The sequence below is a fragment of the Mucilaginibacter inviolabilis genome, from assembly GCF_011089895.1.
Lineage (GTDB): Bacteria > Bacteroidota > Bacteroidia > Sphingobacteriales > Sphingobacteriaceae > Mucilaginibacter > Mucilaginibacter inviolabilis.
In genome coordinates this window covers 2,419,104-2,432,579 of sequence record NZ_JAANAT010000001.1, presented here as the reverse complement: position 1 = coordinate 2,432,579, position 13,476 = coordinate 2,419,104, and the positions used below count along the sequence as shown (strand labels likewise).

The 13,476-nt window shown below is 40.3% G+C and carries 15 protein-coding genes; 1 reads left to right on the top strand and 14 read right to left on the bottom strand.

What is annotated here, in order from left to right:
- Positions 1-11 precede the first annotated feature (11 nt).
- From G7092_RS09950 to G7092_RS09885, 14 genes are all read right to left on the bottom strand, one after another.
- Positions 12-467, bottom strand: a complete 456-nt coding sequence (locus G7092_RS09950) for a hypothetical protein (protein WP_166088721.1) — start codon at positions 465-467, stop codon at positions 12-14.
- On the bottom strand, positions 464-715 hold the full coding sequence (locus G7092_RS09945; RefSeq protein ID WP_166088719.1) for a hypothetical protein: 252 nt from the start codon (positions 713-715) through the stop codon (positions 464-466). Before G7092_RS09945 ends, G7092_RS09950 begins: the two co-directional genes overlap by 4 nt.
- On the bottom strand, positions 712-1,176 hold the full coding sequence (locus G7092_RS09940) for a lysozyme (RefSeq protein WP_166088716.1): 465 nt from the start codon (positions 1,174-1,176) through the stop codon (positions 712-714). Before G7092_RS09940 ends, G7092_RS09945 begins: the two co-directional genes overlap by 4 nt.
- Positions 1,176-1,394, bottom strand: coding sequence for a hypothetical protein (locus G7092_RS09935; RefSeq protein ID WP_166088714.1), 219 nt, complete (start codon positions 1,392-1,394; stop codon positions 1,176-1,178). Before G7092_RS09935 ends, G7092_RS09940 begins: the two co-directional genes overlap by 1 nt.
- Positions 1,395-1,397: 3 nt before the next feature.
- Positions 1,398-1,553, bottom strand: coding sequence for a lipoprotein (locus G7092_RS09930; protein ID WP_166088712.1), 156 nt, complete (start codon positions 1,551-1,553; stop codon positions 1,398-1,400).
- A 259-nt stretch (positions 1,554-1,812) separates the two neighbouring features.
- Complete coding sequence (locus G7092_RS30970; RefSeq protein WP_166088710.1) at positions 1,813-2,898, bottom strand: acyltransferase family protein; 1,086 nt, start codon at positions 2,896-2,898, stop codon at positions 1,813-1,815.
- Between the two features lie 55 nt (positions 2,899-2,953).
- Positions 2,954-3,799: a hypothetical protein gene (locus G7092_RS09920; RefSeq protein ID WP_166088707.1), complete on the bottom strand. Its 846-nt coding sequence runs from the start codon at positions 3,797-3,799 to the stop codon at positions 2,954-2,956.
- Positions 3,800-3,810: 11 nt separating this feature from the next.
- Complete coding sequence (locus G7092_RS09915) at positions 3,811-6,558, bottom strand: SGNH/GDSL hydrolase family protein (RefSeq protein WP_166088705.1); 2,748 nt, start codon at positions 6,556-6,558, stop codon at positions 3,811-3,813.
- Positions 6,558-7,172, bottom strand: a complete 615-nt coding sequence (locus G7092_RS09910; RefSeq protein WP_166088703.1) for a DUF6712 family protein — start codon at positions 7,170-7,172, stop codon at positions 6,558-6,560. Before G7092_RS09910 ends, G7092_RS09915 begins: the two co-directional genes overlap by 1 nt.
- 105 nt (positions 7,173-7,277) lie before the next feature.
- Positions 7,278-8,561, bottom strand: coding sequence for a hypothetical protein (locus tag G7092_RS09905; protein WP_166088701.1), 1,284 nt, complete (start codon positions 8,559-8,561; stop codon positions 7,278-7,280).
- 349 nt (positions 8,562-8,910) lie between these two features.
- Positions 8,911-9,498 (bottom strand): hypothetical protein, encoded by a 588-nt coding sequence (locus G7092_RS09900; protein WP_166088699.1) that lies wholly within the window; start codon positions 9,496-9,498, stop codon positions 8,911-8,913.
- Positions 9,499-9,655: 157 nt separating this feature from the next.
- On the bottom strand, positions 9,656-10,864 hold the full coding sequence (locus tag G7092_RS09895) for a hypothetical protein (protein WP_166088697.1): 1,209 nt from the start codon (positions 10,862-10,864) through the stop codon (positions 9,656-9,658).
- 178 nt (positions 10,865-11,042) lie between these two features.
- Complete coding sequence (locus G7092_RS09890) at positions 11,043-12,236, bottom strand: head maturation protease, ClpP-related (RefSeq protein WP_166088695.1); 1,194 nt, start codon at positions 12,234-12,236, stop codon at positions 11,043-11,045.
- 649 nt (positions 12,237-12,885) lie between these two features.
- Positions 12,886-13,116: a hypothetical protein gene (locus G7092_RS09885; RefSeq protein WP_166088693.1), complete on the bottom strand. Its 231-nt coding sequence runs from the start codon at positions 13,114-13,116 to the stop codon at positions 12,886-12,888.
- 23 nt (positions 13,117-13,139) lie between these two features.
- Here G7092_RS09885 and G7092_RS09880 point away from each other — a divergent pair, with 23 nt between their 5' ends.
- On the top strand, positions 13,140-13,433 hold the full coding sequence (locus G7092_RS09880) for a hypothetical protein (RefSeq protein ID WP_166088691.1): 294 nt from the start codon (positions 13,140-13,142) through the stop codon (positions 13,431-13,433).
- Positions 13,434-13,476: the final 43 nt, after the last annotated feature.

The window sequence follows — 13,476 nt, the reverse complement described above, 5'->3', positions numbered from 1 at the left end:
TAATCTTAATTTTATTCTTCAATCGCTTTGAATTTATGTTCATAATACCATTGCGATAAAAGTACGCCATCACTCCAGCTTAACTTTCCATCGGCTGCAAGTTGTGCCACCAGTATAGATAGCTGATGAAGAATTCCCGGTTTAATGTTTTTATCCATAGTTTGTATAACCGAGATTGCGGCTTTTACAATAAGGTCTGGTTGAGTTAAGTTTAAAGAACTTTCAACCAGTTTTAATTCGGTTAAGAAAATGGGGAGAGATACCCGGAGTTTATCTTTGATCATATCATCAACAGTTCCAGGAATAATGGAAGTGAGAATATCTACAGTAGGGGAGTCGATAAAGTTTTTGATATTCTCTGTTATCGTGATGCCAATATGCAATGCTGTTTTAATTTCTGATGGGAGTCCACCAAAAAGAACCTCGATCTGATTCCAGATTTTTTTTAAAAAAGTGTTTAAGCTCATCTTTTTCTATTGTCTTTAAGTTTGTTTACATCTTGTTGTAATACGGCCACCTGGCCCTCTAAAATCTTCAATCTTATTTCATTGACGCGGGATTGCGTCTCTTGAATGGAACGCACATCTTTAATGTCACTTTTCAATTGAAAATAGGTCGTCATAACCGACATAACTATACTGATGGTACTGAGTACAGTCACCAGGATATTTTTAAGGGTAATGCCCTTAATTTCGCGATGTTCTATAGTTGTCATGGTTGTCTGAATAATGAGCTTTCTTTTGCGCGCCTTGTTGTTAATGTGTCGCTTGTTATCTTCTTACCCGTTTTCGGGTCGGTAATTTTGTTCCATCGGGTAAACCAATTGGCGGCCTCAGCATAATCTTTTTCGTTTAATTTTTTTAACAAGGTGGAATGTAACAGCGCGTTTGTACCCAGGTTATAGGTAAATGATACCAGTGCATCATACTGATTTTGTGTAAGCGGAACAAGAACATAGCTATTTACCGCGGTTTCATATTTGCCAAGGGTGTCTTGTAATAACAAATTAGCTTCTACTTCGCTACTTAGCTTGTCGCCTGGTTTTATGGCTTCACCGTTCTTATATCTGGTGGAACCATAGCCAATTGTCCATACTCCGGCAATATCTTTATAAGCATGCAGTACCAGGCCCTCAAAGTTTTTGATGAGGGTAATGCCATTTTTACTAATCTTCATTATTGTATAGGTTTTGCCGGAGTAAACAGATTTTTACCCAGGTAAGCAATGCCTGCCGCTACAGCGGTATGCCATATAGTGGTGAAATTAAATGTAAGCCGGTCTTGTTGAACAGACTGTGCAACAAGGGTAAATACCGCGCTGATTATAGTTACTATTAAGCCCTTAATGAAGTCCTGGGTGTTTAGGCTTAGAAAGTTTGAAGTTGTTTTTTGCATAGCTTATTTTTTTAAGGAGTAAATACTATCGGTTATAGCTCCGGCAACGTTGAGTTTTTTTACACTATCAAGAGCCGCATGTTCGAGTTTGTGCTGCCGTTGAACCATGCATGAAGAGAGCATGACAAGGCCCCCGATAAAAATTGTGTATCGTTTCATTGTGAATGATTTAGGGGAGTAATTCCCGATGATTAAATGAGCATCTGCTAACGGAGAAGTTGAGACAGATAATAAGGTTGGCTTATTTTATTGGTGTAGTAAAGTAATAAAATGTGGGCAAAACGATTTTATTGATTTTTGTTATTCAGACATGAAGATGTTTAATCGAGCAATTGAACTTGATTAAAAAGGTTGAGGATTAAAGTTGCAAAAGCTACATGTAACCAAAAATAAAACGGCATGTAATTTTTTTATGATTTTATTTAACTCTACTAAACTTCCTTTTTAGATTTAAGAAGTACTTTTCAAAAAAGAAATAGGACAATAAAGGGACAATAATTAGCCCCGGAATATTGTATGGTAGCTTTGAAAATATATGAGGTAACTTAGGATCGAATGAAGTAAATACCATTTGCCAAATGTAAATGCTATAAGATAAAATACCTATAAATGACATAATCTTAGTATTCAAAAACCTGAATAACCAATCTTTACTAACCAAAAGATTAGTGATAATTAAATAACCAACTAAAATTGATATAATAAGATTAATATACGTCGTTTTAAGACTGTAGAAATCATCAAAATTAAGATAGAATATCAGAAATATAGCTAATACATTACCTATAATCTTTGTTTTTATAATCCATTCATGGTCAAAAAACCTATTGGACGCCAATAATGCAAACAAACATCCAACAGCTATACACTGAAATTTAATAAAATAATGGGTAAAATAATATATAAGTCCTTGATTTATGGTAGAACACATTTCTTGGATGCTGTAAATTAGAGGCAACCCAAAAACTATAAAGGCTATAGTGTAGAAGAATAGTTTTCGACTAAATTTCAATATGAATGGAAACAACAAATAAAATTGTTCCTCAATTGAGAGCGTCCAGTAATGAGCTAATACATAGGTGAAGTTATGACTTCTGAAATAACTAAAATTCATAACATATAAAGCAGCACCAACAAACTGAAAACGCGGGATACCTAAATTGTAAACTACATTTAGAGTAATAATTACAATTATATACAGATAAGCAACTGGAAATATCCTTAATAATCTTCTAACATAAAAACTACTCAATGAAATATTGCTGGTTAATTCTTTTTCTTTAAGACATAATGTTGTTATCAAGAAGCCACTTAGCACAAAAAAGATACCTACGCCTAACCTACCATTAAAAATATAATTGGTAATAACACCGTTAAATAAATGTAAATGATAAATAACAACAAGTATTATAGAAATTCCCCTAAATCCGTTTAGGGAGTGATAATAACTGTTCTTTAGGCTTTGGGATATAGAGATAGATGGTTTGGTTTGTATGGTTGGCATTGCTCAAATATATATAAATTAAATAACCTTTAAAATCAATGCCAACTATTCTTACTTAGCCCAATATTGCAGCATACAGAATTGGGCCACCTCCAAAAAATAATTGATGATTAGCGATTGTTGGGTCAGCAACCACCACAAATGCAGACGGAAAATTTAAACTTTCTATAAATCCAAAATCGGACGCTGTGTATTTGGCTGAACCAGCTGATATCGCTGAATATATTATGTTATTGGGCAAATTGGGGTCTGCATCTGCATCGAATGCCCCGTTAGAAAATGTTTTAAATGTATAAGACAAATTTGCCATATTCATTACCACTACGTTAAGGTAACCTCCATTAAATACAATTATTTCATCAGCATTATGAGCATTACGCCTAACCTTTCCTGAGTTTATAATTTGAGGGTCAATTATTTGTTGTACAACTGCAAATGTGGTAGCGTTTAAAATACTAACAGTGTTTGGCCTCGGTGAAACCAATATTTGATTACGTCCGATGTTTTGGTCATAATCAAACCCGCCATCTATTACAGTACTTGAAAATGTAGTGTTACTTACTTCCAATGTTGTCAAGTCAATAAACATAAAACCATTGTTATTGAAGTCATACACAGTTACTCTGTTATTAGCCGGATTGGGGTCTTTTCTAATAAACCGAGGTGCCGAAAAACCGGAAATAACGTTTGTTCGGCTTAATGTAATAGTACTATATACCCACACCTGACCACCTGTTCCAGGTGGAATTACAAACAATCTGTTAGTAGAAGTGTCTATACACATATCACTAACGCCGTTTGGTGGCTGCGGGTCAAGCGGTTTGATAATGCTAGTCAATGATGTGTTGAATTTATATATAGAGCCATTTACACCTAATAATTGGCCTCCTGTTTTATACATTGTTCCCATATTTATGCTACTGCTATTGCTGTTTTAATCCAGTCGGTACTGTTAATTTTTTCATACATTTTATTTACCCCCCGAACATGTTGCCCGACTAATGCCGAAGGGAATGCTGTTTGTAAGGCTGTGCTCGTTTTGTCGCCTCCGCTATCGTCAATAGTTCCTATATAATAATCCAAAATGGTAGGAGATATAATCAACTGACGTATCCATTGATTTACACCTATACACTTATACCTGTAATTAGTATCCGCGCTTTCCTGACCAATAGCTCCTGTAACCGCTGCCACACCTGTCGTCCAATCTGCATTAGTCAAATTAGTGGGTGCAACAAAAATGTTTACTACATCATAATTTAATACGGGGCCGGTGGCCACTACACTTACTACTTTTTCGGTAGAGCCATCAGGTAAGCCAGGCATAGGATAACCAACAACCGGCAATGTTTTATTTAACAGGCTTTTTAAAAATAACTGATGACCCAGAGCTGTCGGGTGAACACCATCGGCACTATCATCTATATTATTCGGATCATATCCGTCGCTATTCGGATCGTATATGGTTACCGGATAGCCCGCAAACTGAGCAACTGCGTTTTTTATAGCCATATTTGCTTCTGCTGTTTTTGCTTTACTGGCAAGTCCCGATGTTGCGGCATACGCAGCATCCGATCTTTCTGGTATAAGGGCTACAAAAGCAGGTGGATATATGTTACAATCTCCCAAAAAGGCAATGTAATCAATGATAGTAGGCAGATTATCAAGTGTAGTAATCGTAATTGTAAAATCCGGATACTGGCTTTTAATTAGTATAGGATACGGTGTAATGCTATTATCATAATTGCTATTGTCGGTAAGTCCGTTCGTTTTCCCTGTTGGGGAGTAGGTGTATATGACTTTACCATTTACAGAAACGGTGAAACCACCCAGCGGGTTCGTACCTGACCCATCATCTGCATAAGTTCCGATAACTAAAGGTGCTCCTTTGCCTCCAATTGTATAAGTAGAGCCTGCAACATTAGAGGATATACCTTTTGAAGGAGGTCCTTGATTTTGGGGAATATAAGCAGCTTTACCCCCATGTATACTGGTGTCATAATCAGCCCATGCTCCCGTTTTTTGCATGAAATTAAAATTTCCAGCGTATATAACTTCGGTAAAACTGCTTACTAAAGCGGAGCTTAAACAGCCGAATATCTTAGAGCAGTTTTTAGCATTATCAGTATTCTGGAAATCATTAAACCCCATTTCAATTAAACTGATTATATTTTTGTTGCCCGATACAGGCATGTTGGCATAGTATTGCCTCAGGGCCGAAAAGCTGTTAGTTGCCGATTGGGCCCGGTTATTATAGGTTTGCATTCCCGTCATCTGGCCAAACAATGCTCCAAATGGGAAATCCGGTAGATTAACAGCATAGCCAGCTGAGATACTTGTGCCAAATACTTCTACATCTTTACCAGCATTCGTTGGCAAAGTTGGATAAGGATCAATTGTTTCACTAGTACTACCTTCAGACATGTCAATCCAATGAGTATCACCATCGATACTGCTTGTTTTCGCTAAAACTTGCCCCGTTGTTCCTCCTGCAGGTATTTTCAATAGTGAATTGAATTGAGCTTGCAGTTTGCCTAAAGCCTGAAGGATAGTATCGGTGGCCAGAACAGCGGTATTAGTTAAAAAGCTAATACCTGTTAAAAATGTATTTAATACCCGCGCCGCCGTAAAATATTTATTGGTACTACCTTCCGGTACATTATCCGTAGTACCTGGTGAGGCAACCAATTGGATATAGGCAGACCCACTCCAACGGTACTCAAGATTAGTCTCAAGCGTGACATAAATTTTGCCGGTTTCACCTGTTAGCGGTAAGGTAGCATAGCTGGCAAATTCCAATACATCATCTACATAACTTGGTAACTGGGATGCCGCAACTTTTCCTGTGCCATCTAACCCTGCATAGCCATTGGGCTGATTTTTATTTGCCGAATTTTCTGGTGTATATCCTAGGTCATATATTAAAGAAAACGGCGCAGGCCATATACCACCAACTTTAGGTCCGAATATATTATACGTACTTATATTGATGAAGAAATCACCATCAACACCATCATTGAGATTTGACGGAGTGGTTGTGCCATGTAATATGGTGTTGCCATTTGCTCCTTTTAAGCGGGTGCCGGTTGGCCAGGCACTGGCAGACTTAGGGCCAAATATATATTGTGTAGCAGTGTTGTAGTAAAAATCTCCACTCTGACCAATAGCTGCCGTTGGGTCTACTGATCCGTTAAGTACACTGTTACCCCGCGGACCAGCCGGACCGGTTTGCATAGAAAATACCTGATTCCATACGCCTGTCGATTTCTTAAAGAAAATACCGCTAGCTGTATTGATAAACGTGTCATTATTATTACCTATCAATGTTCCAGGGTTACTATTGCCGTATAGAACAGTGCCATCCACTGTATTGTTTCCCTGAGGCAGGGTGTAAACGACTGTCCAGGTATTGGTGAGCTTTTGGGCAAAGGAGCCTGTGGTTGTGTTTATAAAGATGTCGCCGTTTTTGCCTGTATTATTAGGTGGGAGCGTACTTCCAAAGGTGATATTTGCGCCCACGCTTAATTCCGAGCCAATAAACTGGAGTAGCGTATCGAAAGCAAATTGATAATCGGTGCCATTTTTTACTAAAACTGAATTGTCGTTTGCGCTAATGGTCGATACTATGGGTAAATCGCTTATTTTTTTATCGTTTGCCATCAGTTTAAAAATTCAGTTATTGATAAATTATAATTGTTGTAAGTGCCGGGATAGTTAAAATCTGTTTTATCGATCCCTCTTATGCGCGGGCCGGCTTGTCTGGCACTGTTATTTTTTTCGTTATATCTCCAAAGCGGGAAGTTTTCTTTGTTCTCCCACAAAAACTTTTCCACCTCGTTGGCATGGGCATTTGCGGTGCTGCGTTGCTGTTGTACCAGTTTTACGATGGCTGATGCCGATAACGGATCCCCATTTTCATGATGCTTGATCACCGGACCGGTAGGCGTATAATGTATCGCATCATTTTCAATGAAGCGTGCAAAAGTGAAATAAACGAGTGTTGGGAGTAGTCCTTCGTACAATATGATATGACCATACTGATCAAGATATTCCGCGCCATTAAGCAGGTCTTTATAATGCTGCGGTGTTTCATCTTTCAAACTGCCATCTTCATTAAAATAAGTTAGGAAATCATAATAGAACGCATGCCCTAAAAATGGTTTCAGATCCAGATCCTGGGCTTTTTTGATAAACACATTGAGGCGTTCGGGTTTTATATTTACAGTAATATCCTCGTATTGCTGAAAAGTAGTTTTATTAATCAAATAGATCATAGATGATTGTTCATGGTTAATAGTTCATGGTTCATAGACCATCGTTTATAGTTTTTTATGATTGATGATTAAGCCCATGATCTATGAACCATGAACTATCAACCATCAAGAACACATGGCTTCGGCTTCTGCCTGTTTAAAGCCAAATGCATGTACCAGGGTAGCTATTTTGTTTTTGGATGGGATGTTTGATAATAACAGATCATTTATATTAGCTCCGGCCTTAACACCAATATTATCATCGGCAATTAACGTTGGTACAGGTATGATGTTCCAGTTATCGGCCGGGTTTATATTGATATGGAAGTGACTGAATAGCTCGGCAAAGGTTTCAGAAAGTTCCATCCTGTCTGGCGAGGTATGGTCATTAAATTCAATGATAGCCTCCTTTTTTTCGCTGCCGTTGCTCAGTCCCGATGATTTCTCGGAATTGATGAGCTCCTTTGGTACTGAAAAGCCTTTAATGATACGAGCCTCAACCGACCGCTCGGTAGTTTCAAACAGCTTGTCGTTATTTTGGATGGGGTAGGCTTTAAACTCGGGTTTTGTATTTTCATCTTCGTACTCGATAACAATTATTTTCTGAGCACTTTTTGTACCCTGAAAAGCTCCGAGATCTTTTTCCAATTGTGATGGTGAGTTTAGTCCGCCGTATTCGTCGGCATCAGGGCGACTATTATCGGCTTCTTCTCGGCGGGCCTGCATAAATAGCATGGTTGATGGTAAAAAGCCTGTTGTAACTTCGCGATTGTTGAAAATCTTGATGCCGGCTTCGGTCTCAAAATCTTCCCAAACAGAATCCGCCTCAATCAAAGGATAATCATCCACTTCAGGATTAAAGTATAAAAGCTGACCTTTATAATGCTCCCAGCCACCCGCATCAGTTACCTGGTGATTAATTACTACAGGATCGGGATTATACTTATCCAGGAAGGTAATCTTGCTGCGCATGATGTTTTTCCAGGTTTTGCGTCCCCAGTCTGAATATAGCGCATATTTATCGGCGGTATCTTCATTATCGGTATCTCCCAAGCGTATGTCTTCAAACTTTACGTAGTTTATTGACGATATTTTAAAGTTGGCGTTGTAGTTTACATGGATGCCAAAACCAGTAAACAGGGCTTTATCAGTTGCCAGGGCTTTTAATAATTTAGCTAAAGTCAGCCCTTTTTCGTTTACGATTTGTTTGCCGAGGGCATTTATTTCAAAACCATTGCCGGTTATGAATTTTGCTCTCTTGTTCCAACAATCTTTTGCTGTTGGCGAAGCGGCAACCAGTTCCAGCATACGTTGCGGATAGGCATTGTCCAGGTCATAATTCAGAATGCCATATGTCTGGTTGGGTCGTACCAATATTCTTCGTTCAATTTGCGGAAGGTATGTTTTCATAGAGCCCCCCTGCCCCCTGAAGGGGGAGTTAGCGAACTAACCCCTTTTGTTTTCTGCGATTTTTTGATTTCTATATCTACTTCCTGTTCAGATGTTTCCACTTCAGAGGCTGGGAAGGCAAATAGACTTACTATATGCGGGTATCTCTCTAAATACCATTCCGCTTCTGCATCGCTGATATTATCATTGCTATGCGCTGCCGCGGAGCCCGGGGCGAATTGGTGCTTGCCGGGCTTTAGGATATATTTTTTTGTCATAAGATCATTAGTCATTAGGTCATTAGTTGATGTTGATGAATTTGATGGTCATTAGCCATTTTATAATGACTAATGACCGAATGACGCGATGATTATGCGGCTACCAAAGCTTCTAATGCGGCAATGGTACTGGCGTAAGTTGCAGTGCCGCTCTGCGGTGCAATAGATACCGCGCGTGGAGGGTAGGGCTCTTTTAGCTTATCAGGATTGGTCAACTTTAGCTTGTAGCCTCCATCCAGTGTTTCATCCGCGGCATTACGTTCAGCATCGGTCAGGATCAAACCGTTCACGGCTCCGAAAAGCTCGATGGCCGAGTCGCTCGATTTGTAGTTGTTAACTGTGATGGCGCAAACCCTGCCGTAGCCCATAGCTGTTAATTGTGTTTTGATATCAACAGATAGCCCCGCGATATTAAAGTCGATCTCCTCGGTATAGCGTGGCCCAACTTGGGTTTTAGCCAGTTTGGAGGTAGTGCCAAAACTGTTGTTGGTACCTTCAAACTTATAAACCTTAGCAGTACTAACTGCTGTTAAACCGGTTACGATAAGCGGATTGGTAATATCATAGGTAAGTGTAACATCGTCCTGGTTAAAGATGTAAACCACATCCTCGATACCTGCAGTGATCGGGTCGGCTGTACCCAGCTTAAACCCTGCATTTATTTTATTATAAATTGACATGTGTGTTAATTATTGAATTATTGATTTAGTGAATGGAGCTAATTATTGAATTATTGATTTAGTGAATTAGTGATTGGGTTTAGGGTTTTAATTATTGAATTGTTATAGAGATTTTTTTCATTCACTAAATCAATAATTCAGTAATTGCGCAGCGCGCTTATGCGCTTAGGTAGAACAATTCGTTGGCGAATTTGTAGTTTACGGCGGCTTTCATGCGGGCCTTCATGCGTACTACATTGTCATTGGTGTAAGGCTTCATGTAAACGGTTGATAGTTCTGAAGCATCGCCCAATAAATCGACGCCTAAGAATAGGTTGGATGAGCGTGCACCCAGGATAGTATTGGCCTGCCAGTGGTTCATTAATTGTAGTGGTAAACCCAGGTAGTCCATCTTTTTAGGATCAGCAAAAGCGTTGAGCACATTAACGGCTCTATCAGCTTGTGCCTGTGCATAGGCATAACCTACGTGTAGAGGGATCTGCAGGTTAAAGTCAGATTGGCTACGGTCGGCAGGATCCAATTGCGCATAGATGCCGGCTAATACGCCTAATACATTGCTGGCATTGATGTAGCTAACGGTAGCCGCGGTTGATGTACCGGTGAAAGTGGCTGGTTTACGAGTATTTACTTCGTTAAAATTACGTACCAGTTTAAAACTTGTAGCGCTGGCTACTTTAATAAAGTACGATTGTCCCTGAACGTTGATACCTGGTATCCCGTTAGTGGTGTCTTTACTGCTGCCGGTTACATTTGTTATGGTTACAACGTCGCCATCACGCAGAGAGGCAGTATCAGCTACAGTTACAATACCTGATGCATCAATAGCTGTTGCGGCCATAGATGTGGCCGATTTGCCCAGATCAACTTTGTAAACTCCGGATGCTGCGGCTATGGTTGGCAATAAACCCGCGAAGTCGGCGGTGAAAGCGGCTTCTTTGGTAGCGTTTTTGCCCAGCCAATACAGGCGTTCGTTGGCTATCTGGATCTTGGTTAAATAGCGCTGTACCATAAAGTCCGACAGGTCGACTATGCCTTCATAGTCCATAAAGGCGCCGGGTTTCAGGGCTTGTGCTTCCCATGACTGGGCCAGTTTGTCCCATTGTTCCTGTTTCATGAATTCGTACACCACGGGATCAAGGTAGCTTTCGGTTTGCTGGGCGGTGGTACCCTGATCAGTAAACAGACCGGATGGGTTTTGTAGTACCACGTCGTCATCAACATCGAGGATAACCTTGCGCGATTTGACGTCGTTAATTACGGTGAGCAGGCCACGCTTTACGGAATCGGCTTCCAGCAGCGTGCTTGCCATGAACCCGGCCAGCGCTTCGCCGGCATAGGTGTTGTTTGTGAATGTAAATTGAGCCATAAAAAGGTTTGCCCCCCAGCCCCCTAAAGGGGGAGCTTTTGATTTGAATGTTTGCTTTTCTTTTAGGGAAAGTGGCCCCCAACCCCCTAAAGGGAGGACCTTTTGATTTGAATGTTTACTTTTAGGGAAAGGATCTGTATTGTGTTAAGGTGGTGATTTTAGTTCCCCCTTTAGGGGGTTAGGGGGCTATCGCTTTTTTAACCGCGTTTTTAGCTATTTCGCTTTGCGGGGCGAAGAATGGGGTTGCTTCGGCTTTGGCTTTGTTGCTGCGTTTGGAGCCCTCGGGGCTGAAGGTGGATTTGATTTCGTTTTTAACCTCCGTGCGTGTTTTTTGCAGGCTGTTGTTGGCAGTTTCCAGGGCTGCTTTGGCTTCGCTCAGTAACGCGTTTTGAGCATATAGTTTGGCTTTGAGTTGCTGTACCCGGTTTTCCACATCGGCAGGCTTTTTGGTCGATTTAAATTTATCCTCAGGCAAATCGTCATCATCGTCCTCGTCATCAATATCGGTTTCGCAGGGACTTACCTTTTGCACCTGGCCTTTTTGCACGGTTACTTTTTTGCCATCGGCGGTAGTGTAGGTATCTGTAGGGGCAGGGGTGGTCATGTCTTCGTCCTGGTATACTTCGGTGCCCTGGTCAATGTCACCGGCATGGTGCAGGGTGCCTTTGTCGGTAATGGTTTGCTTGTTCACCACTTTTTTGAAGAAGTTCATAATCTTATCCAAAACCGATGTGGTTTTCTCGATAAGTTCTCTGTTTTCGATGTTCATGTTGTTTTTATTGTTTAAGATTTTGTTAATGCATCGCTGGTAAACCGCAGGGGCGGTATCGGTGTATTTTTGAATGAGGGCGCTGTTGGTAATGGGCGAATTGTAATCGTCAATACGGTCAATAAAACCCAGGTTGAGGGCCTGGTCGGCAGTCATCCAGGTAACGGAATTGATGAGGCTGTTGATGGTAATGCCGTCCAGGCCCGATTTATCCATGTAGATCTGTGCCAAGCGAGATTGTACAACGTTGAGCATCTGCACATCTTTTAAAAGTTCATCGGCATTACCGCCAGAGCCTACCATGGGTTTGTGGATCATGAGCAGGGCATATTTGCTCATCACCACCTGCTGGCCGCCCATAGCCACAACCGAAGCTGCCGAGGCGGCCAGCGCATCTATATAAGTAGTTACCTTGCCGGGATATTTTTTAAGCAGATCATAAATGGCGATGGCATCAAACGCACTGCCGCCTACCGAACTGATGTGTACACCCACATCGGCACCGGCTGCTGCCTCCAGTTGTTGTTTGATATAGGCCGATGATAAGGTGCCCGAACCTATACAGTCGGTTTCGGTATCATGTAAATAAATTTTGTAACTCATGTTGTTGAGATATTAGGTGTGAGGGTTGTCTGAACCTGAATTGGAAGAATTTTTTGAATTAATCGAATGGTATTAAAATTCTGTGAATTCCTTAATTCCGGAAATTCCGGTTCAGACTAATGGTGGATTGTGCCTGTTATTAAATATGAAGCAGATTTGCTTCTGTGTTTAATATGATGATTGGCATAATTCAAAGATCGTAATTTGTTTTTTGTTTGGTGGTGACAGTGGTTTGTCAGCGGGTGATTTTGTCTGAACTCGAATTAAAAGAATTGGTTGAATTGGTCGAATTATATTAAAATTCTGTGAATTCTTTAATTCCATGAATTCCGGTTCAGACGAATTGATATTCAAATATCGGGACAATTATTTATTGGTGCGGTGACAGTAGTTTGTCAGTGGGTGTCTGAACCTGAATTAAAAGAATTGCTTGAATTGATCGAATTGTATTTAAATTCTGTGAATTCTTTAATTCCATGAATTCCGGTTCAGACGAATTGATATTCAAATATCGGAACAATTATTTATTGGCGTGGTGACAGTGTTTTGTCAGTGGGTATCTGAACCTGAATTAAAAGAATTGGTTGAATTGATCGAATTGTATTTAAATTCTGTGAATTCTTTAATTCTAGAAATTCGGGTTCAGACATTATTCCGAAAAGCAATTCAACGCCCGCCAAATAGTGCGTTCATCTTTGCCGAACTTTATTTCGGCTTCAAGTACCGCCTGGTTTTTGCTGAGGCCGCGTGTTTGCACCTGAGCATCAACCCACAGATAAATTTCGCGATAGGTAAATATTTTGGTGGTGATGAAACCGGCCTTGTACATAGCCGTAAATACGCCTTCATCAAATAAGCTATTTGCGAGTTGAATATTCATTTTGAATGTTAACTTTATTGTAAATGTTTGAGATTGAAGTTCCTGATATGATAGGCAAAGCCAGGGTTATTTGTTATGCCGTTGTTAATTTGTGGCTACCAACTGGTAATACCCAACATTTTGTGAGTAGTGAATTACAAGCAGCCGCTTATGGATTAGCTATTTGTCAATACAAATCAGGAGATGGTTACTATTTGTTTTATTGTAATAGTGATTGGATAGAATTTGTTGACACCTGGCATGAAACAATCGACGACGCTAAAGATCAGGCAGAATACGAATATGCAGGGATTGCCAATTCATGGAATTGCAAATGATGTTTTAATGCTTTATAGTTCCCCCTTTCAGGGGGCTAGGGGG